Consider the following 22650-nt stretch of genomic DNA (forward strand, 5'->3'; position numbering starts at 1 on the left):
GCCCACTTGACGGGTATGAGACCGCCGAAGAAGAAGGCGGCAGCACTCGGCTCGGCCGGAGTGTTCGTCACGGCGACACTGATAGCAGGGGCCGTCGCGGCGCCGTCCGCCAGTGCGGACACCCGCCACGGCCAGGACCGTGAGGCACGCGGCACCGCGATCGCCGCGGCACGGGCCGCCAAGGCAGGTGTCAGCTGGCAGGACTGTCCGGCCGACTGGGGACTTGAGAAGCCCATCCAGTGCGGCTGGGTCACGGTGCCGCTCGACTACGCCAAGCCGAACGGCAAGCAGATCAAGCTCGCCGTCGACCGCATCGGCAACACGGGCACCAAGGCGGAGCGCCAGGGTGCCCTCATCTACAACCCCGGCGGCCCCGGTGGCTCGGGCCTGCGCTTCCCGCGCCGGGTCACCACCAAGGCCCCGCTGTGGGTCAACACGGCGAAGGCGTACGACTTCGTGGGCTTCGACCCGCGTGGTGTCGGGCACTCGGCGCCCATCTCCTGCGCCGACCCCCAGGAGTTCGTGAAGGCGCCCAAGATGGATCCGGTGCCGGACTCCGAGGCCGACAAGCGCGCCCAGCGCAAGCTCGCCGCCGAGTACGCGGCCGGCTGTGCCGAGCGCAGCGGCGAGATGCTGCCGCACATGACGACGCCCAACACCGCGCGCGACCTGGACGTCATCCGGGCCGCCCTCGGCGAGAAGAAGCTCAACTTCCTCGGCGTCTCGTACGGCACGTACATCGCCGCCGTCTACGGCACGATGTTCCCGACGCATGTGCGCCGCATGGTCGCCGACAGCGTCGTCAACCCGTCGCGCGAGAAGATCTGGTACGAGGCCAACCTCGACCAGGACGTCGCCTTCGAGATGCGCTGGAAGGACTGGCAGGACTGGGTCGCCAAGAACGACGCGACCTATCACCTGGGCGACACACGGGCCGAAGTCCAGGCCCAGTGGCTGAAGTTGCGCGCCACGGCCAAGAAGAACCCGATCGGCGGACTCGTCGGTCCTGCCGAGCTCGTCGGTTTCTTCCAGAGCGCTCCGTACTACGACTCCGCGTGGGCGCCCACCGCCCAGGTGTGGAGCAAGTACGTCGCCGGTGACACCCAGGCGCTCGTCGACGCCGCCGCTCCGGACCTGTCGGACACCGCGGGCAACGCCGCCTCGGAGAACGGCAACGCCGTCTACACCGCCGTCGAGTGCACCGACGCCAAGTGGCCCACCAGCTGGAAGAAGTGGGACCGCGACAACACCGAGCTGCACAAGAAGTACCCGTTCATGACGTGGGCCAACGCCTGGCTGAACCTGCCCTGCGCCACCTGGCCGGCCAAGCAGCAGACCCCGCTGAACGTGAAGACCGGCAAGGGCCTGCCGCCCGTGCTGATCGTGCAGGCCACGCGGGACGCGGCCACTCCGTACGAGGGCGCCGTCGAGCTGCACAAGCGGTTCAAGGGCTCCCGTCTGATCACCGAGAAGAACGCGGGCTCGCACGGCGTCACCGGGCTCGCCAACCCGTGCATCAACGAGCGGGTGGACACCTACTTGCTCACCGGCAAGGTCGACGCGGCCGACGTGACGTGCGCCCCGCACGCCACGCCCACGCCGTAGCTCGTAAGCACGACAGACACGAGGAGGGGGCGGTCGGAACCCCGGCCGCCCCCTCCTCGTGTTCTCAGCCTCAACTCAGCGGCATACGCGGGAACTTGCGCCCCTTCTCAGCCGCCTTCTTCTCGGCTTCCTCGGCCTTGACGACAGCCGCGTACTGGTCGACGTACTCCTGCTCGGAGAGGGTGAGGATGGCGTACATGATCTCGTCGGTGATGGCGCGCAGGATCGCCTTCTCGTTCTCCATGCCGGCGTAGCGGGAGAAGTCGAGGGGCTTGCCGAAGCGGATCACCACGGGGTGGATGTTCGGGATCTTCTTTCCGGGCGGCTGGGCCTCGAAGGTGCCGATCATCGCGCAGGGAATGACGGGGACCTGGGCCTTGAGGGCCATGACCGCGACGCCGACCTTTCCCTTGTAGAGGCGGCCGTCGTGCGAGCGCGTGCCCTCCGGGTAGATGCCGAGGAGCTCGTCCTTGCTCAGCACGCCGAGCCCTTCGCGGATGGCCGCCTGACCTGCTTCCTTGCCGGAGCGGTCCACCGGGATCTGCCCGGCGCTGCGGAAGAAGTAGGCCGTCAGACGGCCCTTGATACCGGGGCCCGTGAAGTACTCCGCCTTCGCCAGGAACGTGATCCGCCGCTTGAGGATCGCGGGCATCAGGAAATGGTCCGAGAACGACAGATGATTACCGGCGACAATGGCCGCGCCCGACTCCGGTACGTGCTCGAGCCCTTCGATCTTGGGACGGAAGACCAGTCTCAGCAATGGTCCCAGGATCACGTACTTGAGCACGTAGTAGAACATGGGGTTGTCGCTCCTCACTCCGCCGGATCGGCTCAACCGCCGTGTTCTAGCAGGTCAATAGGTACGCGGGAGAGACGCCAGTGTATGTGCAGGCGCGGGCCTGTGTTAACCGGGTGGGACATAGTGTCAACCGGGTCCGCTACGGCTTTCGGGCGACTCCGCAGAAGTGGGTCACCTCGACGGTCTCTTCCTGCGGGCAGTCCGGTCGCCAGCGCGGGCAGGAGACGACTCCCGGCTCGAGGAGATCCAGCCCGTCGAAAAGGCCCAGGAGTTCTTCGCGGGTACGCAGCGTCATCGGCGCCGATCCCTGGGCGTTCCAGTAGTGGACCGCCTGAGCCATCGCCAGGCCGTCGACCTCCGTGGTCGGGTGGGAGACGACCAGGTGGCTGCCGGAGGGAACGGCGTCCATGAGCCGCCGCACGATGGAGCGGGCCTCGTCGTTGTCCATGACGAAATTGAGGATGCCCAGCATCGTGATCCCCACGGGCCGGCTGAAGTTCAGCGTCCGGGCGGCGCCCTGGAGAATCGAGTCGGGGGCGTGGACGTCGGCGTCGATGTAGTCGGTGGCACCCTCGGGCGTGCTGGTGAGCAGGGCGCGGGCGTGGCTCAGCACGATGGGGTCGTTGTCCACATAGACGATCCGACAGCCGGGGTCGACGCGTTGGGCCACTTCGTGGGTGTTGTCGACGATCGGCAGGCCCGTGCCGATGTCCAAGAACTGCTGGATTCCCGCCTCACCGGCAAGAAACCGCACGGAGCGCGCCAGGAACTGCCGGTCCGCGATGGCCGAGCGGGAGAGTTCCGGCACGAAGGACAGGATGTGATCGCCGACCTGTTGATCGATCTGGTAGTTGTCCCTGCCGCCCAGCCAGTAGTTCCAGATGCGCGCGGAGTGCGACACATTGGTCTTGAGCTTGGGATTCCGCATCGTGCCCTGGGTGCCTGGTGTCGAGAGTTCGGACATCCCTGTGGCTCTTTTCGCTCATCACTGACTGGGACAGTGCACAATCTAGCCCGCCTGGCCGGAACCAATCACCGTAAAGGATAAAGCAGTTCCTGGTTCCGGCCCCAGTCACTCAGGCCCCTTCTGCCAGAACCTTCTCCAGTGTCCCAAGAGCCGCACGGAGTTCCCCGTCGGTGATGGTCAGCGGCGGTGCGAGGCGAATCGTCGAGCCGTGGGTGTCCTTGACGAGAATTCCCTCGCGCATGAGGCGTTCGCTGATCTCCCGTCCGGTGCCGATGGCGGGGTCGACGTCGACGCCCGCCCACAGCCCCCGCGCACGGAAGCCGCGTACGCCCCTGCCCTCGAGGGCGGCCAGCCCCTCGCGCAGGGTCACACCCAACTCGGTGGCCCTGCACTGGAACTCACCGGTCTCGAGCAGCTCGACGACCGCGGAACCCACCGCCGCGGCCAGCGGATTGCCGCCGAACGTCGACCCGTGCTCGCCGGGCCGCAGCACCCCGAGCACCTCGCGGGACGCGACGACCGCGGAGACGGGGACGATGCCGCCGCCGAGCGCCTTGCCGAGCAGCAGCATGTCCGGGACGACCGCCTCGTGCTCGACGGCCAGCGTGCGGCCCGTACGCCCGAGGCCCGACTGGATCTCGTCCGCGATGAACAGGCACCCGGCCCGCCGGGTCAGTTCGCGTACGCCGGTGAGGTAGCCGTCGTCCGGGATGACGACGCCCGCCTCGCCCTGGATCGGCTCGATGAGGACGGCCGCCGTCGTCTCGTCGACCGCCGCCTCGAGCGCGGCGAGATCGTTGTACGGGACGATGCGGAAGCCGGGCGTGAACGGCCCGAAGCCCGCGCGGGCGCTCTCGTCGGTGGAGAAGCTGACGATGGTGGTCGTACGGCCGTGGAAGTTGTCGGCGGCCACCACGATGGTCGCCTGGTCCGCGGGGACGCCCTTCACCTCGTACGCCCATTTGCGGGCGACCTTGATGCCGCTCTCCACGGCCTCGGCGCCCGTGTTCATCGGCAGCACCATGTCCAGGCCGGTCAACTCCGCCAGGGACTCGGCGAATTCGGCGAGCTTGTCGTTGTGGAAGGCGCGCGAGGTGAGCGTCAACTGGTCGAGCTGGCGGTGCGCGGCCTCGATCAGCGCCGGGTGGCGGTGGCCGAAGTTGAGGGCCGAGTAGCCGGCCAGCATGTCGAGGTAGCGGCGGCCCTCGACGTCCTCGACCCAGACGCCCTCGGCGCGTGCGACGACCACGGGCAGCGGGTGGTAGTTGTGCGCGAGGACGGGCTCCTCGGCGCGGATCAGGTCTGCGGAGGTACGCGTACGCGCGGGAGCGGTCATGAACGGATCTCCTGAGTGCAGCACTTGATGCCGCCGCCGGCCTTGTGGAGCTCCGACAGGTCGACGGGGACGGGAACGTAGCCATGGCGGGTCAGCTGGTCGGAGAGGGCCTCGGCGCGGGGCGAGATGAAGACATGGCGGCCGTCCGAGACGGAGTTGAGCCCGAACGCCATCGCGTCCTGGCGCGTGGCGATCACCGCGTCCGGGAACAGCCGCCCGAGCACCTCGCGGCTTCCAGGAGAGAAGGCCTCGGGGTAGTACGCGATGTTGGCCTCGGGCCCGTCGCGTCCGTCGTCGAGGACGAACAGTGCGGTGTCCATGTGGTAGAAGTACGGGTCCACCAGCTGCAGGCCGATCGTGGGGACGCCGAAGAACTCCTGCACCTCGCGGTGCGCCTCGGGCGTCGTACGAAAGCCGGTGCCGGCCAGGATGTACGGGCCCACCGGGACGAGATCGCCCTCGCCCTCGCACACCGACTCGGGGTGCTGGACGTCGAAGCCCGCGTTCTTGAACCAGGTTTCGTACGCGGTCGATTCGGGCCGCCGCTGCGGCGCGTGGAAGAGCGAGCCGAAGACGCGGCCCTGGACGACCAGCGCGGAGTTCGCCGCGAAGACCATGTCCGGGAGACCGGCGACCGGCTCGACGCTGTCGACGGTGTGGCCGTGGGCACGGTAGGCGCGGATCAGCTCCGCCCACTGGCCGCGGGCCAGATCGACGTCGACCTGTGCGTCCTCATGCATCCAGGGGTTGATGGCGTACTGCACGGCGAAGTGTCTGGGTTCGCAGACCAGAAAGTGCTTCGGGCGCGACACACGGCTGATGGGCACAGAGGGGTTCCTCCGCTTCCTGCGGTGACGAGGTGACAACTGGCGGTGAGTCAACGGTAGGAAGTGGGGGAGAGGGGCGACAAGCACCGACAATTGCGCGTCGGCGCAGGAACGCTGCGTATTGAGGATATTCGGCGCACGATCGGTGCGCGACCTGGGCCGCTCACTCCTCCGGGGCCGGTGCGGGCTGGTTCGCGCCCGCCTCCGGGCTCTCCGGGAGCAGATGCGAGAGCACCATGTAACTGATCGTCTTGCGGATGAACGGCTCCGTACGGATTCGCTCGAGCACCTCCTCGAAGTGGTCCACGTCCCGGGCCCGTACATGCAGCAGCGCGTCCGCGCCCCCGGTCACCGTCATCGCGGCGGTGATCTCCGGATGGTTGCGCACCACCTCCGCGAGCCGCCGCGGCGGGGCGGCGCCCTCGCAGTACACCTCCACGTACGCCTCCGTACGCCAGCCGAGCGCGTCCGGCTTCACCGTGGCCGTGAACCCGGTGACCACACCCGTCTCGCGCATCCGGTCGACACGGCGCTTGACCGCGGTGGCCGACAGGCCGACCGCCTCGCCGATCACGGCGAAGCTCGTGCGGGCGTTCGCCATCAGGGCCGTGACGATCTTGCGGTCGAGCTCGTCGAACGGCGCGGACTTGGGGCTCATGCGCGCACTGTATCCAGCGGTGACGGCCACACCCCACGGCTCCGCAGGCCCAGAGGTCACAGGCCCGTCTCGCACAATGTGCAGACGTCCGGATTGCTCCTAGACTCCAGCCTCATGCTGCGCGCCCTCGCCGTCGACGACGAACCGCCGTCCCTCGAAGAACTGCTCTATCTGCTCCAGGCCGATCCACGCGTGAAGAGCGTCGAGGGCGCGAGCGACGCGACCGAGGCGCTGCGCCGGATCAACCGTGCTCTGGAGTGCGGCCCCGACGGCGAGGACGCGATCGACGTGATCTTCCTCGACATCCAGATGCCCGGGCTCGACGGACTGGACATGGCGCGGCTGCTCGCCGGCCTCGCCAAACCCCCGCTCGTCGTGTTCGTCACCGCCCACGAGGGCTTCGCGGTGCAGGCCTTCGACCTCAAGGCCGTCGACTACGTCCTGAAGCCGGTACGCCGGGAACGGCTGGCCGAGGCCGTCCGCCGGGCCGCCGAGCTGAAGGAGGCGGCTCCGCTGATCCCCGTGCACGAGCCCGACCCGGACCACATCCCGGTCGAGCTGGGCGGGGTCACCCGTTTCGTTGCCGTCGAGGACATCACGCATGTCGAGGCCCAGGGCGACTACGCGCGGCTGCACACCGAGCAAGGCAGCCATCTGGTGCGTATCCCGCTGTCCACGCTGGAGGAACGCTGGCGCTCGCGCGGCTTCGTCCGCATCCACCGGCGCCATCTCGTCGCCCTCGGCCACATCAGCGAGCTCCGGCTTGACGCGGGTACCGTGAGCGTCCTGGTCGGCCCCGTCGAACTGCAGGTCAGCCGCCGGCACGCCCGCGAACTGCGCGAGCTGTTGATGCGCCGGACAGCGAGCTGAGGAGGCCTCCCGTGGCACAGGATCCGGCCGATCGCCGCGTGGTCGTCACGGGGCCACCCCGCCGCACCCGCAGGCTGAGCGGCTACCGCCCCCGCACCGAGATCGACGAGCAGACGACTCTCGGCCACACCTACGTCCGCTCGCTCATCCGCAGCCAGCTGCGCGCCGCGCTCACGGTGTTCGCCGTACTCGTGCTGCTCGTGGGACCGCTGCCGCTGGTGTTCACCTTCATGAACGACAGCACGAACCTCGAATGGCTCGTCCTCGGCTTCTGCGTCTACCCGCCGCTGGTCCTGCTCGCCCGCTGGTACGTACGCCGGGCCGACCGCAACGAGAGGGACTTCGTCCGCCTCGTCGAGGACCGTTGAGCCGTAGCCCATGAACCCGGACGAGGACTGCTGAGCCGTGAACGAGAACTACGCCGTTCCCGCGGTCGCCCTCGTCGTCGTCGCGACCGTCTTCGTCGGCGCCTTCGGCCTGCGCATCTCACGCACCACCTCGGACTTCTACGTCGCCTCGCGCACCGTCGGCCCCCGCCTGAACGCGGCGGCCATCAGTGGCGAGTACCTGTCCGCCGCCTCGTTCCTCGGCATAGCGGGCCTCGTCCTCGTCCAGGGCCCCGACATGCTGTGGTACCCCGTCGGCTACACGGCGGGCTATCTCGTCCTGCTGCTCTTCGTGGCCGCCCCGCTGCGCCGCTCCGGCGCCTACACGCTGCCCGACTTCGCGGAGGCACGGCTCGCCTCCCAGTCGGTGCGACGGCTGGCCGGCGCCTTCGTCGTCGGGGTCGGCTGGCTGTATCTGCTGCCCCAACTGCAGGGCGCCGGGCTGACGTTGAACGTGCTGACCGGGGCCCCCAAGTCACTCGGCGGAATCATCGTCGCCGTCGTCGTGGTCGCGACCGTCGCCGCTGGCGGCATGCGCAGCATCACCTTCGTACAGGCCTTCCAGTACTGGCTGAAACTCACCGCCCTCCTCGTCCCCGCACTGTTCCTCGTCCTCGCCTGGCAGGGCGACGGATCGCCACGTAACGCCTTCGACGAACCGGCGACCTTCCGCGAACACCGCGTCGTCCGCGTCGACAGCGGCCTCGACCTGAAGCTCGCCGCACCGCTGAACGTCACGGCGACGGGCACGGTGGACGGCGAGCGGTACGAGGACGAGAAGGTACGGCTCTCCGAGGGCGTCCACCGCATCGAACAGGGCACCCGGCTCGGCTTCACCAAGGGCGACCGCGTCCCCGTCGCCGACCGCGGCAGCAACGGCGGCATGTCCACCTCGCTCGCCGAGGGCCGCGAGGAACGCCCGCTGTACGCCACGTACGGACTGATCCTCGCCACCTTCCTCGGCACCATGGGCCTGCCGCACGTCGTCGTCCGCTTCTACACCAGCCCGAACGGCGTCGCCGCCCGCCGCACCACCGTCGTCGTACTCGGCCTGATCGGCGCCTTCTACCTGTTGCCGCCCGTCTACGGCGCACTGGGCCGCCTGTACGCCCCCGAGCTCACCCTCACCGGGGACGCCGACGCCGCCGTACTGCTGCTGCCCGACCGGGTGATCGGCGGACTCGGCGGGGACCTGCTGGGTGCGCTGGTGGCGGGCGGGGCCTTCGCCGCGTTCCTGTCCACGGCGTCCGGGCTGACCATGGCGGTGGCGGGCGTGATCACCCAGGACGTGCTTCCGCCACGCGGTGTACGGCACTTCCGGCTGGGCACGGCGCTCGCGATGAGCGTGCCGCTGGCGGCGAGCATGATCGTGGGCGGGCTGCCCGTCGCGGACGCCGTAGGGCTCGCCTTCGCCGTCTCCGCTTCGTCGTTCTGCCCGCTCCTCGTCCTCGGCATCTGGTGGCGGCGGCTCACCCCGCCAGGCGCGGCGGCCGGGATGCTGGTCGGCGGCGGCTCGGCGCTGCTCGCGGTCGCCGCGACCATGGCGGGCTTCCCGGACACGGGCTCGCTGCACGCGCTCCTCGCCTGGCCCGCGCTGTGGTCCGTCCCGCTGGGCTTCCTCACCATGGTGCTGGTGTCGCTGGCCACGCCCGGGCGGGTACCGGCGGGCACGGCCGCGATCCTCGCCCGCTTCCATCTGCCGGAGCAGTTGTCGGGCGGACAGGTGCGAACGGCCGTGAGCGCGAAGGAAGCGAAGGAAGTAGAGGCATGAGCGGTTTCCTGGCCGGGCTCTGCGTGGCCGTACTCCCGCTGCTGGCGGCCGGTTTCTGGCTCGGCAGGCGCACCACGCGCCCACGGAGCCTCGGCGGACTCGGCACCCCCGTCGAGCACGCCACCTTCGAGACCCTGCACACCGCCTCGCTCGCCGCACCCCCGCTGCGTGCGGGTCTGACCGAGGAGACGGCCCGCAAGTCGGCGGGGCGGCTGCGTACCCTGCTCGGCACCGACGCGCTCTGCCTCACCGACCAGGACACGGTCCTGGCCTGGGAGGGCATCGGAGAGCACCACAAGACGCAGATCATGGACCGGCTCGCCGGCCCGCTGGAGAACGGCCGCGGCGAGGCCTTCCGCCTCGACTGCGTCGAACCGGACTGCCCGGTGCGCTGGGCCGTCGTCGCCCCGCTCACCGTCGACGACCGCGTACACGGCGCGCTCGTCGCCTGCGCGCCCCGCGAGTCCGCCGTACTGGTCAGAGCCACCGGAGAAGTCGCCCGCTGGGTCTCGGTCCAGCTGGAGCTCGCCGACCTCGACCAGTCCCGTACGCGGCTGATCGAGGCCGAGATCAAGGCCCTGCGCGCCCAGATCTCCCCGCACTTCATCTTCAACTCGCTCGCCGTGATCGCCTCGTTCGTCCGCACCGACCCCGAGCGCGCCCGCGAACTCCTGCTGGAATTCGCCGACTTCACCCGCTACTCGTTCCGCAGGCACGGCGACTTCACCACGCTCGCCGACGAGCTCCACGCCATCGACCACTACCTGACCCTGGTCAGGGCCCGTTTCGGGGACCGCCTCTCGGTCACCCTGCAGATCGCCCCCGAAGTGCTCCCGGTGACGCTGCCCTTCCTGTGTCTGCAACCCCTCGTCGAGAACGCCGTGAAACACGGCCTTGAGGGCGGCACAGGCCAGGTCGACAAGAGCCACATCAGCATCACCGCACAGGACGCCGGAGCCGAGGCCCTCGTCGTCATCGAGGACGACGGCCCCGGCATGGATCCCGACTGGCTGCGCCGCATCCTGGCAGGCGAAATCAGCCCCTCGGGCGGCATCGGCCTGTCGAACGTCGACGACCGGCTGCGCCAGGTCTACGGAGACGACTACGGCCTCGTCATCGAGACCGCCCTCGGCGCCGGCATGAAAATCACCGCCAGGCTGCCCAAATACCAGCCCGGCGTGCACTCGGCGGGACGGCTGTCCCGCGAATGAGAGCTCCCCGGACCGGTCGGACGGGTTGGACCGGCTGCCCGGGGAGGCGGCGCGAAGAGCATCAGGTGCTGCGTGAAGCCACCATCGCCAGAGTGATCAGGCCGAGTACGACCCAGCCGAACCACAGCCAGCCATTGCTGCCGAGCGCCACCGTGTAGGCCGTGACCACTACCAGGCCGCCAACGGTGAGCACCCCCATGGTCTTCGTAGAACCGGGCATCGCAACACCCTCCTCATGGTTCGTCCCTCTCCATGGTGCCCCCGTCCTGCCTTTTCACGGGGCATACGACGAAATGGGTGCCTGTTTTCCAGCCGCTCCCCCCGACCCGGGCCGTAGCCGTACTGAGATGCCTCAGCGTGTGCGTGCGTTGAGGGAGGCCAGATAGGCGTTGTACGCCTCCAGCTCCTTGTCCCCGTCGCGGTCCGCGGCCCGGTCGCTGCGCCGGGCCTGCCGCTGTTCGGAGCGGTACCACTGGAAGAGCAGCGCGAGCAGCACCAGTACGGACGGGATCTCGCTGAACGCCCAGGCGATGCCGCCCGCCGCGTTCTGGTCGGAGAGGGCGTCGATGCCGAGCGACGCGGGAGGGTTCTTGTACGTCTCGACCATCGGGCCGGACGCCATCATCAGCGCGATGCCGAAGAACGCGTGGAACGGCATGCCCGCGAACAACTCCAGCATCCGCAGCAGATAGCCGGGCCGGTGCGGACCGGGATCCACGCCCATGATCGGCCAGAAGAAGGCGAGGCCGACGGCGAGGAAGTGGCACATCATCACGGTGTGGCCCGTCTTCGAACCCATCAGGAAGTCGAAGAGGGGAGTGAAGTACAACGCGTACAGGCTCGCGATGAACAGCGGAATCGTGAACGCCGGGTGCGAGATCATCCGCATGAACCGGCTGTGCAGCAGCGCCAGCAGCAGCTCACGCGGTCCCTTGTCGCCCCGGCGGGAAGCCACCGGCAGCGCCCGTAGCGCCAGCGTGATCGGCGCGCCGAGCAGGATCAGGATCGGCGTCAGCATGCTGATCACCATGTGCTGCACCATGTGCACGCTGAACATGACCATGCCGTAGTCATTGAGCCCGGTGCACATCACGAGCAGGACGGTCAGTACGCCGACGACGAACGCCACGGTCCGCCCGACCGGCCACTTGTCACCGCGCCGCACCAGCCGCACGACGCCCCACCCGTACAGGGCGAGCCCCACCAGGCAGGCGACGAGGAAGAACGGGTCCGCGGACCACTCGAGCCCTCGTCCCAGCGTGAACGGCGGCAGATCCATGGTCGTGCCGTGCCCGCTGTGATCCATCCGCCGGCTCCTGATTAGTACTGGTTGTGCGCTGTCTGTCCGCACCCAGACTAGAACCGCCCCCGGTCACGGTCGCGACCGGGGGCGGCTTCAGTCACGTACGAATCAGAGGACGCACTCCGCTTCGGCGTACCGCTCGTCCGGCACCGTCTTCAGCGTCTCGACCGCCTCCGAGAGCGGCACCATCGCGATGTCGGTGCCGCGCAGCGCCGTCATCCTGCCGAACTCGCCACGGTGCACCGCCTCCACCGCGTGCCAGCCGAAGCGGGTCGCGAGGACGCGGTCGTACGCCGTCGGGGTGCCGCCACGCTGGACGTGCCCGAGGATCACCGGACGGGCCTCCTTGCCGAGGCGGTGCTCCAGCTCCAGGGAGAGCTGGCGGGCGATGCCCGCGAAGCGCTCGTGCCCGTAGACGTCCTTGCGGCCCTCGTCGTACTCCATCGTGCCCTCGCGGGGCTTCGCGCCCTCCGCGGCCACGACGATGGCGAACTTCTTGCCCGCCGAGAAGCGTTCGCCGACCTTGGCGGCCAGCTCCTCGATGTCGAAGGGGCGTTCCGGCACGACGATCGCGTGCGCGCCGGCCGCCATGCCCGAGTGCAGCGCGATCCAGCCGGTGTGGCGGCCCATGACCTCCACGATCAGCACGCGCTGGTGGGACTCGGCGGTCGTCTTCAGGCGGTCGAGGGCCTCGGTCGCGACACCGACGGCGGTGTCGAAGCCGAAGGTGACGTCCGTGACCGCGATGTCGTTGTCGATGGTCTTCGGCACGCCGACGATCGGCAGGCCGCCGTCCGACAGGAGGCGGGCCGCCTTGAGCGTGCCCTCACCGCCGATCGGGATGATCGCGTCGAGCCCGAGCTCCTCGAGATGTCCCCTGGCCCGCTCCACGCCGTCCCTGAGGTGCTCGGGACGTACGCGGGAGGAGCCGAGGATGGTGCCGCCGCGAGCCAGGATTCCGCTCACCGCGTCGAGGTCGAGCTTGAGGTAGTCGCACTCCAGAAGGCCTTTCCAGCCGTCCCGGAAGCCGATGACCTCGTCGCCGTGGTCGACGACGGCGCGGTGTACGACGGACCGGATGACGGCGTTCAGGCCGGGGCAGTCGCCGCCGGACGTGAGGACACCAATGCGCATAGCCCGAAATACCTTCTCAACGTGGGCCGGGTACCGGACCGCGCTGTCCGGTCGGACCCGGCCAGCCTACCGGCGGCAGGGGGCGGTTCCGCATCGTGCGTCCGCCTGCTGGACGCCCCCGCACAGGTGAGCGGAGGGGCTGCCAGAAGGGCTGTGTGCCAAGTCTCGGGCGGGTTGTGGGCCGTGTGTGTCTCGAGTGTCTCAGGCAGGCTGCTGAGCGGCGGAGATGCGCTCGGCGCGCAGCGCCTCGTACCACCGGTCGTCGATCGGCGGCAGCGCGTTGACGTCCAGCGCGAGCTTGAGCAGCAGGTCCGCGATCAGTGGGTTGCGGGCGAGCACGGGTCCGTGCATGTACGTCCCGAAGACCGTGTCGTTGTACGCGCCCTCCGTGCCGTCGCCCGTGCCGTTGCCCTTCCCGAGCCTGACCTGCGCGAACGGGCGCGCGGTGGGGCCGAGGTGGGTGATGCCCTGGTGGTTTTCGAAGCCCGTCAGCTGCGGCAGGCCGAGGGGTGCGTCGATGTCCCCGAGTACGTCGCCGACGCAGCGCTCGCCCTCGCCGCGCGTGGAGACCACGTCGAGCAGGCCGAGGCCCGGCTCGCGTTGCCCGAGGTCGTTGATGAACTCGTGGCCGAGGATCTGGTAGCCGGCGCACACGGAGAAGACGATCGCGCCGTTGCCGACCGCACGGTGCAGACCGCCGTCACGGCGCAGCCGCTCGGCCGCGAGCCGCTGCGGCCGGTCCTCGCCGCCGCCGATCAGGTAGATGTCGCCGGAGGTGGGGATCGGCTGGTCGCTGCGTACGTCGAGCCGGGCCACGTCCAGGCCGCGCTGCCGGGCCCGGCGCTCCACCACGAGGGCGTTGCCCTGGTCGCCGTACGTGCTCAGCAGGTCCGGGTAGATCCACACCAGACGCAGGCTGTTGTCACTCATCGATGATCGTCCTCTGTGGTCAGTTGCCGACACGGCGGCGCAGGTCCTGGAACGCGGTGTAGTTCGCGATGACCTCGATCCGCCCCGGCGGCGAGATCTGTACGGCCTGGTCGAGGTTCTCGCAGACCTGGAAGCTCTGGTTCGCGACCTCCAGACGCACCGCGAGGTCCAGCTTGCGGTCGCCGATGACGAAGATCGGGTGCCCGGTCAGCCGTGTGTAGTCGACGTCCCACAGCCAGGAGGTGTCGGTGCCGTCGGCCCCGCGCGCGTTCACCGACAGGATGACCGGCGTCGGCGGCGGGTCGATCAGCGAGAACGTCTCCAGCCAGCCCGCGGGGTTCTTGGCGAGCAGCAGCCGCAGGTCACGCTGCATGAACTGCACGACGTCGTACCGTCCGGCCACCGCCTGGACCTGGTACATGCGTTCCAGGGCGACCTGCGGCGGCACGCCGAAGACGGCGGCGACGGCCGCGGACGAGGCGGCGTTGGCCTTGTTGGCGCGGCCCGGCAGCTGGAGGTGGATCGGCCAGGCGGAACCGTGCGGGTCCAGGACGTGGTCACCGTCCAGCGCCCAAGTGGGCGTCGGGCGGCGGAAACCGCACTCGCCGCAGTACCAGTCGTCGCCGGGCCGCTGCATCACACCGCCGCAGGACGGGCAGGACCAGGCGTCGTCCTTCCACATCTGCCCGGCGGCCACCCACACGACGTTCGGCGAGGAGGAGGCGGCCCACACGACCAGCGGGTCGTCCGCGTTGGCGACCACGACGGACTTCGAACCGGCCAAGCCCTCACGCCAGTGCTCGGCGAGCATGCGGGTCTCGGCGGCGCGGTCGAGCTGGTCGCGGGAGAGGTTGAGGAGCGCGATGCACTTCGGGTCGGTGTCACGTGCCACACCGGAGAGGTACTTCTCGTCGACCTCGATAACGGCGTACCGCGCGTCCGAGCCGCCGGCCAGCGCGGAGGTGATGCCGGCGGGCATGTTCGCGCCCAAGGCGTTCGAGACGACGGGGCCCGCGGCGCGCAGCGCCTCCGCGATCAGCCGCGTGGTGGTGGTCTTGCCGTTGGTTGCCGACACCAGGATGACGTCCAGGTGCTGGGCGAGTGTGGCCAGCAGGTCGGGGTCGAGTTTGAGCGCCACCCGGCCGCCGATCACCGATCCGCTGCCGCGGCCCGCGGCCCGCGACGCAGCCGCGACCGCCTTGCCCGCCGTCACGGCCAGCTTGGCCCGCGGCGACAGCGGGTCCGAGTTGCCTGCCATCAGTTCTCGATCCTCCTTGCGTACGACGCCGCGCTCTGCCCTGCTTCCGGCAACGTGTGGCCCTCAGCCTATCGAGATCCACGACCGGCCCGATTCGCGGCACCACCCCGGCGCCCGCGCGACATTGAGGACCGTACCCTTGCCGCCATGCGACACGGCTCGATCCCGGGCGCCCAGGGGCGCGTTCTCACGCTGTCCCTCCTTGGCGACCCCGTGTTGCACACACCGTGCGAGGAAGTCACCGACTTCGGCCCCCAACTGGCGCGTCTCGTCGAGGACATGTTCGCGACGATGTATGCGGCGGAGGGAGTGGGTCTCGCCGCGAATCAGGTCGGTAAGTCGTTGCGGGTCTTTGTGTACGACTGCCCGGATGACGAGGACCGGCGGCATGTGGGGCATGTGGTGAACCCGCGGCTCGTCCGGACGGACGGGGTGGTGTTGCGAGGGCCCGAGGGATGTTTGTCGTTGCCAGGGCTGGAGGCCGGGACCGAGCGGTACGACCATGCGGTGGTGGAGGGGGTCACGCTGGACGGTGAGCCGGTGCGCGTGCATGGCACCGGATGGTTTGCCCGATGCCTTCAGCACGAGTGCGATCACCTTGAGGGTGGGGTGTACGTGGACCGGCTCACAGGGTGGCGTCACCGGCGGGTGATGCGGGCTGCTGCGCGGGCTTCTTGGAGCCGGTGAGCGCCGCTGGGGCGCGGTTTGACGCAGTCTGCGGGTTGTCTGTGGCTGGTCGCGCCCACGCGGCGGAGCCGCACATAGACACAGCCCCGCGCCCCTGTAGGGGCGCCCATGTGGACCGGAGTTCAGAAGCTCGGCCCGCCGACCTTGTCGCCCGCCGCCGCCAGGCGTCCCCACAGCAGGTCCGCCAGGCTGCGTACCAACTCCGCGCGTGTGCACGGGCGTTCGCCGAGCCACCAGTCGCCGGCCGCGTGCATCATGCCGACGATGCCGTGTCCCCACACCCGCGCGAGCTGAGCGCTGTCGGGACCGAGGTCGACCCGTTCCTCGATGACCTTGCCGAGTTCCTCGCCCATACGGCGCAGCAGGGGAGCGGAGAGAAGGCCGACGTCGAAGCCCTGGTCGCTCTGCGGGCCACCCTCCGACGGGTGCATCAGGAAGCGGTACACCTGCGGGCGTGCCTCGATCGCCGCGAGGTACGTGTCGAGCGTGGCCTCGACCCGCTCGCGGCGCTCGGCCGGCGCGTCCAGGGCGGCCCGCAGCGCTTCGAGCAGGGCGTCCGTGTGGCGCTTGGCGAGGGCCGCGTACAGTCCACCCTTGTCACCGAAGTGCCGGTACAGAATGGGCTTGGTGATGCCCGCCTCGGCGGCGATGGCGTTCATCGAGGCGCCGGGGCCGTCGCGGAGCACCACCCGGTCGGCGGCCTCCAGCAGCTCTCGCCGGCGGCGGTCGGCGGACCGCTGCTGCTCGGTCCGCTGTGTGGTGTCCATGAGCTCTCCCCACCCGTGCTGATTTGGTGACCCAGCGCAACGTAACACCCTGCGGTGATTCTGCATCGAACGGGCTGCCGGAGGGGAACCGGGAGTTGACTTTTCCTACCGACAGGTAACAGGTTACTGTTACCGCAAGTAACAGGCTAGTGCTGTAGCTGGAGGGGACATGGCCGAGTTCACCATGGAGCTCAACGACGAACAGAAAGAGGTCCGGGACTGGCTCCACGGCTTCGCCGCCGATGTGATCCGTCCCGCGGCAGCCGAATGGGACGAGCGCGAAGAGACTCCCTGGCCGGTCATCCAGGAGGCCGCGAAAGTCGGCATCTACTCCCTGGACTTCTACGCCCAGCAGTACTTCGACCCCACCGGCCTCGGCATCCCCATGGCCATGGAGGAACTGTTCTGGGGTGACGCGGGCATCGCCCTGTCCATCGTCGGCACCGGCCTCGCCGCCGTGGGCGTCCTCGCCAACGGCACCGAGGAGCAGATCGGCACCTGGATCCCCCAGATGTACGGCGACGCGGGCGACGTCAAGGTCGCGGCCTTCTGCTCCTCCGAGCCCGACGCCGGCTCCGACGTGGCCTCCATGCGCACCCGTGCCGTCTACGACGAGGCCAAGGACGAGTGGGTCCTCAACGGCACCAAGACCTGGGCGACGAACGGCGGCATCGCCAACGTCCACGTCGTGGTCGCCGTCGTCGACCCGGAGCTCGGTTCCAAGGGCCACGCCTCCTTCATCGTCCCGCCGAACACGCCGGGCCTGTCCCAGGGCCAGAAGTTCAAGAAGCACGGCATCCGCGCCTCGCACACCGCCGAGGTCGTCCTGGAGGACGCCCGCGTCCCCGGCTCCTGCCTGCTCGGCGGCAAGGAGAAGCTGGACGAGCGGCTCGCCCGTGCCCGGGAGAGGGCGAAGGCGGGCGACGGTGAGCGCGTGAAGAACGCGGCGATGGCCACGTTCGAGGCCTCCCGCCCCGCCGTCGGCGCCATGGCCGTCGGCACGGCCCGGGCCGCGTACGAGGTCGCCCTCGACTACGCCAAGACGCGGGAGCAGTTCGGGCGGCCGATCATCGACAACCAGGGTGTCGCCTTCCAGCTCGCCGACATGCGTACGTCGATCGACGCGGCCCGGCTGCTGGTGTGGCGGGCCTCGTGGATGGCGGTCAACGGGAAGCCGTTCACCGCGGCTGAGGGGTCCATGTCGAAGCTGTTCGCGAGTGAGACCGCGAAGAAGGTGACGGCGGAGGCGATCCAGATCCTCGGAGGCAACGGCTACACGCGCGAGTACCCGGTCGAGCGCATGCACAGGGACGCCGCGATCTACACGATCTTCGAAGGCACGAGCGAGATCCAGCGCCTGGTGATCGCCCGCACCCTCGCGGGTATGCCGATCCGCTGACGGCACTGAGCGGTCGGGGCGCCGCAGGGCGCGACACCCCGCCACTCTTGCTCTGGAACAACACTATTTGAATCCTCCCCCAACTGAAGCCGGGGGATACCTGGCTCACGCTGCCTGCGGGTCAGCGACCCGACAGGTCTTCCACGATCAACACCAGCCGGGTTGAAACCAGCCCGGTTTGATACGGCAAAGCTTGGAGGTGCATGTGCTGTCTTGGCTCTCGATCAGCACGGCGTACGCGCTTGGTTCTCGCAACGCACGGCAGCCAGCTTACCCGACCGTGTGGGCGGTCTTTCGCCCTGAGGCGGAGCCGATGAGGCGCGGGTCGCGGCGTACGAGCCGCTGGCGGGGGCCCAGGCGTATCCCGCGTACGTCGCCTGGCTCGCCCTGAACGGCGCACCGGCCGACGTCGTGCTCGCGCTGAGTGCCAACTTCTCGGCCTGGGGCGGCTATTGCGCCACCATCGCCGAGGCGCTGCGCCGCCAGTACGGCTTCGACGACGAGGCCTGCGGCTTCTTCGACCTCTTCGCCGAGCCCGCGCCCGACCTGGAGCAGAAGGCGGTGGCCGCCGTGCAGGCCGGGCTGGACGCGGAGTTGATCAGCGAGGAGGCGGTCCATCGCTACGGACGCCTGTTGCAGCGCTACGAGGAGATGTTCTGGCACACCCTGTGGGAGCTGGACCGGGGCGAGTCCTAGCGAACCCTAGTCGGACGACGTCCCACTGCTGTGGGCGATGCAGGCCACGTCGATACGGTCGGCCAGCTTGGCGAGTTCGATCGTGAGGGTCGCCACCGTGTCCTCGTCGAGGCCCTCCTGACCGGCCTCGACCAGATGCAGCCATCGGCCGCCGACCGTACGCAGCAGCTTGCTGACGTCGGCGGCCGCCACCTGCAACGTGCCGCGGTCGTCGACGATCAGAGGGAGGGTCACTTCGCGGTTCACACAGGCGATCGTAACTGCGGAACGCTCACGCTCCGTGCCATACGGTGGTGATGTTGCAGAACTCGCGGATTCCGTGTCCCGACAGCTCACGTCCGTAGCCGGACCGTTTGACCCCGCCGAACGGGAACGCCGGGTGGGACGCCGTCATCCCGTTGAGGTAGACACCGCCCGCTTCCAGATCGCGTACGAAGCGGTCGATGTCGGCCTCGTCGCGGGTCCAGACGTTGGAACTCAGCCCGAACGGCGAGTCGTTGGCGATCGTCACCGCCTCGTCGAGGCCGGCGGCACGATAGAGCGTGGCGACCGGGCCGAAGGTCTCCTCGCGGTGGATGCGCATGGCGGGGGTGACGTCGGCGAGGACGGTCGGCGGGTAGTACCAGCCGGGCCGGTCGGACCGTTCGCCGCCGCACAGCACCGTCGCGCCGCTCTCCACCGCCTCGTCCACGAGCTCCGCCAGCCCGTCGCGGCCCTGCTCGCTGGAGAGCGGGCCGACGTCCGTGTCCTCGTCCAGCGGGTCGCCGACCTTCAGCGCCTTCATGCCCGCCGTGAAGCGCTCGGCGAAGGCGTCGAAGACGTCCGTGTGCACGATGAACCGCTTGGCGGCGATGCAGGACTGCCCGGTGTTCTGCACACGGGCCGTCACCGCGGTCTTCGCCGCCCGGTCGAGGTCGGCCGACGGCATCACCACGTACGGATCGCTGCCGCCCAGCTCCAGCACAGTCTTCTTGACCTCGTCACCGGCGACCGAGGCGACCGCGCGGCCCGCAGGTTCGCTGCCGGTGAGCGTCGCCGCCCTGACCCGTTCGTCGCGCAGGATGCCCTCGACCTCGCCGGAGCCGATGAGCAACGTCTGGAAACAGCCTTCCGGGAAGCCCGCCCGGTGGAACAGGTCCTCCAGGTAGAGGGCGGTCTGCGGCACGTTCGAGGCGTGCTTCAGCAGCCCCACGTTGCCAGCCATCAGCGCGGGCGCGGCGAACCGGATCACCTGCCAGAGCGGGAAGTTCCAGGGCATCACCGCGAGCACCGGGCCGAGCGGCCGGTAGCGCACGAGCACCCGGGAGGCACCGGAGTCACGCGCCTCGGATTCCAGGGCCTCCTCGTCGGCGAGCAGTTCCTCGGCGTGGTCGGCGTACCAGCGCATCGCCTTCGCGCACTTCGCGACTTCCGCACGGGCCTGCTTGATCGGCTTGCCCATCTCCGTGGTCATCACGCGGGCGGTGTCCTGCGTGTCCTCTTCCAGCAGGTCGGCGGCCCGGCGCATCAGCCGTGCGCGCTCGGCGAACGAGGTGGTGCGATACGTACGGAACGCGGCGTCGGCGGTCGCGAGCCTGCGCTCGATCTCCTCGGCGCCGAGGGCGTCGTAGGTCTTGAGCGTCTCGCCGTTTGCCGGATTCACCGTCGCGATGGGCATGACGACCTCCTGAATACAGGCACCGGAGCTTGTCTGTCGGATCCGCGTACCCACGCGCAGCCGCTTTAGCCGAGGTGCTCCTCGAGGCGGTCCAGGAACTCCGTCTGGGCCTTGACGATCACGGCTCGCGCCCGGTCGAGCCCGAACCACTCCACCCGGCTCAGTTCGGGGAACTCCTTGAGCCGGCCCGAGCCCTTCGGCCACTCCATCTCGAACGTTCCCGGCACCACCGTCGCCGGGTCGAGGTCGGCCTCGATCGCCCACGCGGTGACGATCTTGCCGTTCGCCTGCCGGACCTCGCCGAGCGGCACGGCCTCGCCGTCGGGCGGCTCCAGGCCCAGTTCCTCGCGGAACTCCCGGTGGGCCGCGTCCCAGGCCGGCTCGTCGGGCTCGTACTCACCCTTCGGTACGGTCCACGCGCCGGCGTCGCGACGTTCCCAGAAGGGGCCGCCCATGTGTCCGAGCAGTACCTCCAGGCCGTCGCCGGTGTGGTGGAACAGCAGCAGGCCCGCGCTGCGGCGAGGGGCTCTCACCGGGGCACCTCCGGGTGCGCGGCGAGCAGCATCTCGACGGTGTCGGCCTCCGCCGGGGTCTTGTCCTCGCGATAACGGACGACGCGGGCGAAGCGGAGCGTGACGCCGACCGGGTAGCGGGTGGACTTCTGCAGACCGTCGTAGGCGACCTCGACGACGAGCTCGGGCCGTACGGTCACCACATGGCCGTTGTCCTCGACGGCGATCTCGCGCAGCCGCTCGGTCTGCCAGACCAGCATCGCGTCCGTCATGCCCTTGAACGTCTTGCCCAGCATGGCGAACGAGCCGTCCGGATTCCGCGCCCCCAGATGCAGGTTGGACAGCTTGCCGGTGCGCCGCCCGTGCCCCCACTCGGCGGCCAGCACCACCAGGTCCAGCGTGTGTACGGGTTTGACCTTCAGCCAGGAGGCACCGCGCCGGCCCGCGCTGTAGGGGGCGTCGAGGCCCTTCAGTACGACGCCCTCGTGGCCGCGCTTCAGCGTGTCCGCGAGGAACCGTTCCGCGGCCTCGCGTACCTCGCTGTCCGCCGGATCCGCCACGAGCGTGCGCCGCACTCGCATCGGCTCGGGAACCAGCCGGGCCAGCTCCGCGTGGCGGTCGGCGAACGGCAGGTCGAGCAGGTCGTGACCGTCCACGGACAGCGCGTCGAAGAAGACGGGGGAGACGGGCAGGGCCTCGGCCGCCGTGCCGACGTCCACGCGGGAGCCCACCCGTCCGGAGATGTCCTGGAAGGACTTCGGCCGGCCGTCCTCGTCGAACGCGATGACCTCGCCGTCCAGAATGAACCGCTCGCCCTTCAACTCCCTTGCCGCGGAAGTGAGTTCGGGCAGACGGTCAGTGATGTCGTCCAAGGTGCGCGTGTAGAGGCGTATGTCGTCGCCGTCGCGGTGGACCTGGACGCGGATGCCGTCCAGCTTCTCCTCGACGGCGCAGGCGCCGAGCTTGCCGATCGCCTCCGCCACGGACGAGGCGCTGTGCGCCAGCATGGGCAGGACCGGACGGCCGACGGTGAGCCGGAACTCGTCGAGCACCTCCTGACCGTCCGCCAACAGCCGCTGCGCCACGGTCTGCAGCGAACCGGCCAGCATCACCGCGCGCCGTACGTCCGCGGAGGGCGCACCGGTCGCCTCGGCGAGCCCTTCGACGGCGACGGCGTCGAGGGCGCCCTGCCGCACCTCTCCGCTGAGCAGCCCGAGCAGGAACCGCTGCTCGTCCGCGGTGGCCGCGGCCATCAACTCCCCGACCAGTCGCAGGCGTTCGGCTTGCGAGCCGGTGCCGGAGATGCCCGCGAGTGCGGTCAGTCTTGCGTCCACGTCCCGGACGCTGAGCGTTGGCTCTCCGGCCGGGGCGACTGGTCGGCTGAGCACCTTCCAGCCGATGCCGATCCGTCCCTGCGGGAGGCGTCCCGCCAGGTACGGGATCACGATCGGCGCCTCCTCGGCCTGCGCGTCCCGGAACAGCTCGGCCAGTAGGCCGATCTTCCGGGAGCGGGCCGAGGTGGCGGCGACCTCCTGCGACACGTTCGCGAGCCGGGCGAAGAGCATGTAGCCATTGTGTCTCGGGTGCGGGTTGAGTGTGGCTGGTCGCGCAGTTCCCCGCGCCCCTTGGGTGGGTGGGGGGTGCGGGGTCGTGGGCCGGTGCGTCAGCCCGTCGCAGGGCGGGCATACGGCCCTGGCCTGATACACGGTCCTGGTTCTCCGAGACCGGACCTAAGCGACGGGCATACGACGCACCGGCCCACGGCCCCTCCCGCCGGCGGGAAGCTGCGGGTTCGTTGTGGCTGGGGGTGGGTGGAGCCGCAGGCTTTTCAGGGGCGCGGGGAACTGCGCGACCAGCCACGACGGGCCCGCAGTCGC

General features: G+C 69.6%; 22 protein-coding genes and 1 pseudogene. 8 read left to right on the forward strand and 15 right to left on the reverse strand.

What is annotated here, in order from left to right; translation table 11 throughout:
* Positions 1–15: 15 nt before the first annotated feature.
* Positions 16–1605: an alpha/beta hydrolase gene (locus IEZ21_RS24990; RefSeq protein ID WP_189324207.1), complete on the forward strand. Its 1590-nt coding sequence runs from the start codon at positions 16–18 to the stop codon at positions 1603–1605.
* A gap of 70 nt (positions 1606–1675) precedes the next feature.
* On the opposite strand, the gene IEZ21_RS24995 is transcribed toward IEZ21_RS24990, so the two are convergent.
* The 5 genes from IEZ21_RS24995 to IEZ21_RS25015 form a co-directional block, all read right to left on the reverse strand.
* Positions 1676–2404 carry a lysophospholipid acyltransferase family protein gene (locus IEZ21_RS24995; RefSeq protein WP_033324996.1) on the reverse strand — a complete coding sequence of 243 codons (729 nt, stop codon included), beginning with the start codon at positions 2402–2404 and terminating at the stop codon, positions 1676–1678.
* 139 nt (positions 2405–2543) lie between these two features.
* On the reverse strand, positions 2544–3368 hold the full coding sequence (locus IEZ21_RS25000) for an SAM-dependent methyltransferase (RefSeq protein WP_189324130.1): 825 nt from the start codon (positions 3366–3368) through the stop codon (positions 2544–2546).
* A 112-nt stretch (positions 3369–3480) separates the two neighbouring features.
* Positions 3481–4707, reverse strand: coding sequence for an ornithine--oxo-acid transaminase (gene rocD, locus IEZ21_RS25005; protein ID WP_189324131.1), 1227 nt, complete (start codon positions 4705–4707; stop codon positions 3481–3483).
* Positions 4704–5534 carry a dimethylargininase gene (ddaH, locus tag IEZ21_RS25010; RefSeq protein WP_189324132.1) on the reverse strand — a complete coding sequence of 277 codons (831 nt, stop codon included), beginning with the start codon at positions 5532–5534 and terminating at the stop codon, positions 4704–4706. The genes rocD and ddaH overlap by 4 nt, the downstream gene beginning before the upstream one ends.
* 163 nt (positions 5535–5697) lie before the next feature.
* Positions 5698–6192: an Lrp/AsnC family transcriptional regulator gene (locus IEZ21_RS25015; RefSeq protein WP_033325001.1), complete on the reverse strand. Its 495-nt coding sequence runs from the start codon at positions 6190–6192 to the stop codon at positions 5698–5700.
* Positions 6193–6306: 114 nt separating this feature from the next.
* On the opposite strand from IEZ21_RS25015, the gene IEZ21_RS25020 reads away from it, so the two are divergent.
* Genes IEZ21_RS25020 through IEZ21_RS25035 form a run of 4 tightly spaced genes read left to right on the forward strand, consistent with a single transcriptional unit; the run spans position 6307 to position 10430 of the window.
* On the forward strand, positions 6307–7062 hold the full coding sequence (locus tag IEZ21_RS25020) for a LytR/AlgR family response regulator transcription factor (protein ID WP_189324133.1): 756 nt from the start codon (positions 6307–6309) through the stop codon (positions 7060–7062).
* Between the two features lie 11 nt (positions 7063–7073).
* Positions 7074–7430, forward strand: coding sequence for a hypothetical protein (locus IEZ21_RS25025; protein WP_189324134.1), 357 nt, complete (start codon positions 7074–7076; stop codon positions 7428–7430).
* A gap of 37 nt (positions 7431–7467) precedes the next feature.
* Positions 7468–9219 (forward strand): sodium/solute symporter, encoded by a 1752-nt coding sequence (locus tag IEZ21_RS25030; RefSeq protein ID WP_189324135.1) that lies wholly within the window; start codon positions 7468–7470, stop codon positions 9217–9219.
* Positions 9216–10430 (forward strand): sensor histidine kinase, encoded by a 1215-nt coding sequence (locus IEZ21_RS25035; RefSeq protein WP_189324136.1) that lies wholly within the window; start codon positions 9216–9218, stop codon positions 10428–10430. The genes IEZ21_RS25030 and IEZ21_RS25035 overlap by 4 nt, the downstream gene beginning before the upstream one ends.
* 61 nt (positions 10431–10491) lie before the next feature.
* On the opposite strand, the gene IEZ21_RS25040 is transcribed toward IEZ21_RS25035, so the two are convergent.
* From IEZ21_RS25040 to IEZ21_RS25060, 5 genes are all read right to left on the reverse strand, one after another.
* A complete protein-coding gene (locus tag IEZ21_RS25040; RefSeq protein WP_033325007.1) occupies positions 10492–10650 on the reverse strand; it encodes a hypothetical protein in 159 nt (52 codons plus the stop codon).
* A 132-nt stretch (positions 10651–10782) separates the two neighbouring features.
* Entirely contained in the window at positions 10783–11736 is a 954-nt protein-coding gene (locus IEZ21_RS25045; protein WP_033325008.1) for a cytochrome c oxidase assembly protein, read from the reverse strand.
* A gap of 105 nt (positions 11737–11841) precedes the next feature.
* On the reverse strand, positions 11842–12867 hold the full coding sequence (locus IEZ21_RS25050) for a 6-phosphofructokinase (RefSeq protein ID WP_189324137.1): 1026 nt from the start codon (positions 12865–12867) through the stop codon (positions 11842–11844).
* Between the two features lie 201 nt (positions 12868–13068).
* On the reverse strand, positions 13069–13797 hold the full coding sequence (locus tag IEZ21_RS25055) for a type 1 glutamine amidotransferase (protein WP_189324138.1): 729 nt from the start codon (positions 13795–13797) through the stop codon (positions 13069–13071).
* 19 nt (positions 13798–13816) lie between these two features.
* Positions 13817–15055, reverse strand: coding sequence for a MurT ligase domain-containing protein (locus IEZ21_RS25060; protein WP_189324139.1), 1239 nt, complete (start codon positions 15053–15055; stop codon positions 13817–13819).
* 147 nt (positions 15056–15202) lie between these two features.
* On the opposite strand from IEZ21_RS25060, the gene def reads away from it, so the two are divergent.
* Positions 15203–15742, forward strand: a complete 540-nt coding sequence (def, locus tag IEZ21_RS25065; protein WP_189324140.1) for a peptide deformylase — start codon at positions 15203–15205, stop codon at positions 15740–15742.
* 122 nt (positions 15743–15864) lie between these two features.
* On the opposite strand, the gene IEZ21_RS25070 is transcribed toward def, so the two are convergent.
* On the reverse strand, positions 15865–16509 hold the full coding sequence (locus tag IEZ21_RS25070) for a TetR/AcrR family transcriptional regulator (protein WP_033325016.1): 645 nt from the start codon (positions 16507–16509) through the stop codon (positions 15865–15867).
* A 169-nt stretch (positions 16510–16678) separates the two neighbouring features.
* On the opposite strand from IEZ21_RS25070, the gene IEZ21_RS25075 reads away from it, so the two are divergent.
* Positions 16679–17908, forward strand: coding sequence for an acyl-CoA dehydrogenase family protein (locus IEZ21_RS25075; protein ID WP_033325017.1), 1230 nt, complete (start codon positions 16679–16681; stop codon positions 17906–17908).
* A gap of 306 nt (positions 17909–18214) precedes the next feature.
* Positions 18215–18604 (forward strand): annotated as a pseudogene (locus tag IEZ21_RS25080) (transcriptional regulator); the annotation flags it as partial.
* A 6-nt stretch (positions 18605–18610) separates the two neighbouring features.
* On the opposite strand, the gene IEZ21_RS25085 reads toward IEZ21_RS25080, so the two are convergent.
* The 4 genes from IEZ21_RS25085 to IEZ21_RS25100 all read right to left on the reverse strand — a co-directional run bounded on the left by IEZ21_RS25085 (position 18611) and on the right by IEZ21_RS25100 (position 22338).
* On the reverse strand, positions 18611–18850 hold the full coding sequence (locus IEZ21_RS25085; protein ID WP_033325019.1) for a DUF6213 family protein: 240 nt from the start codon (positions 18848–18850) through the stop codon (positions 18611–18613).
* A 25-nt stretch (positions 18851–18875) separates the two neighbouring features.
* Positions 18876–20261 carry an NADP-dependent succinic semialdehyde dehydrogenase gene (locus IEZ21_RS25090; protein ID WP_189324141.1) on the reverse strand — a complete coding sequence of 462 codons (1386 nt, stop codon included), beginning with the start codon at positions 20259–20261 and terminating at the stop codon, positions 18876–18878.
* Positions 20262–20326: 65 nt separating this feature from the next.
* The gene (locus IEZ21_RS25095) at positions 20327–20794 is read right to left on the reverse strand and encodes an NUDIX hydrolase (protein ID WP_189324142.1); all 468 of its coding nucleotides are present in this window, start codon (positions 20792–20794) and stop codon (positions 20327–20329) included.
* A complete protein-coding gene (locus IEZ21_RS25100; protein WP_189324143.1) occupies positions 20791–22338 on the reverse strand; it encodes an ATP-dependent DNA ligase in 1548 nt (515 codons plus the stop codon). The genes IEZ21_RS25095 and IEZ21_RS25100 overlap by 4 nt, the downstream gene beginning before the upstream one ends.
* Positions 22339–22650: the final 312 nt, after the last annotated feature.

Source organism: Streptomyces flaveus (assembly GCF_014647675.1).
GTDB classification, from domain to species: Bacteria; Actinomycetota; Actinomycetes; order Streptomycetales; family Streptomycetaceae; genus Streptomyces; species Streptomyces flaveus.

Excerpts from the sequence above, each read along its gene's own strand:
- IEZ21_RS24990 (WP_189324207.1), top strand. The coding sequence starts at position 16 with ATGAGACCGCCGAAGAAGAAGGCGGCAGCACTCGGCTCGGCCGGAGTG.
- IEZ21_RS24995 (WP_033324996.1), bottom strand. The coding sequence starts at position 2,404 with ATGTTCTACTACGTGCTCAAGTACGTGATCCTGGGACCATTGCTGAGA.
- IEZ21_RS25000 (WP_189324130.1), bottom strand. The coding sequence starts at position 3,368 with ATGTCCGAACTCTCGACACCAGGCACCCAGGGCACGATGCGGAATCCC.
- rocD (WP_189324131.1), bottom strand. The coding sequence starts at position 4,707 with ATGACCGCTCCCGCGCGTACGCGTACCTCCGCAGACCTGATCCGCGCC.
- IEZ21_RS25015 (WP_033325001.1), bottom strand. The coding sequence starts at position 6,192 with ATGAGCCCCAAGTCCGCGCCGTTCGACGAGCTCGACCGCAAGATCGTC.
- IEZ21_RS25020 (WP_189324133.1), top strand. The coding sequence starts at position 6,307 with ATGCTGCGCGCCCTCGCCGTCGACGACGAACCGCCGTCCCTCGAAGAA.
- IEZ21_RS25035 (WP_189324136.1), top strand. The coding sequence starts at position 9,216 with ATGAGCGGTTTCCTGGCCGGGCTCTGCGTGGCCGTACTCCCGCTGCTG.
- IEZ21_RS25040 (WP_033325007.1), bottom strand. The coding sequence starts at position 10,650 with ATGCCCGGTTCTACGAAGACCATGGGGGTGCTCACCGTTGGCGGCCTG.
- IEZ21_RS25045 (WP_033325008.1), bottom strand. The coding sequence starts at position 11,736 with ATGGATCACAGCGGGCACGGCACGACCATGGATCTGCCGCCGTTCACG.
- IEZ21_RS25050 (WP_189324137.1), bottom strand. The coding sequence starts at position 12,867 with ATGCGCATTGGTGTCCTCACGTCCGGCGGCGACTGCCCCGGCCTGAAC.
- IEZ21_RS25055 (WP_189324138.1), bottom strand. The coding sequence starts at position 13,797 with ATGAGTGACAACAGCCTGCGTCTGGTGTGGATCTACCCGGACCTGCTG.
- IEZ21_RS25060 (WP_189324139.1), bottom strand. The coding sequence starts at position 15,055 with ATGGCAGGCAACTCGGACCCGCTGTCGCCGCGGGCCAAGCTGGCCGTG.
- def (WP_189324140.1), top strand. The coding sequence starts at position 15,203 with ATGCGACACGGCTCGATCCCGGGCGCCCAGGGGCGCGTTCTCACGCTG.
- IEZ21_RS25070 (WP_033325016.1), bottom strand. The coding sequence starts at position 16,509 with ATGGACACCACACAGCGGACCGAGCAGCAGCGGTCCGCCGACCGCCGC.
- IEZ21_RS25075 (WP_033325017.1), top strand. The coding sequence starts at position 16,679 with ATGGCCGAGTTCACCATGGAGCTCAACGACGAACAGAAAGAGGTCCGG.
- IEZ21_RS25090 (WP_189324141.1), bottom strand. The coding sequence starts at position 20,261 with ATGCCCATCGCGACGGTGAATCCGGCAAACGGCGAGACGCTCAAGACC.
- IEZ21_RS25100 (WP_189324143.1), bottom strand. The coding sequence starts at position 22,338 with ATGCTCTTCGCCCGGCTCGCGAACGTGTCGCAGGAGGTCGCCGCCACC.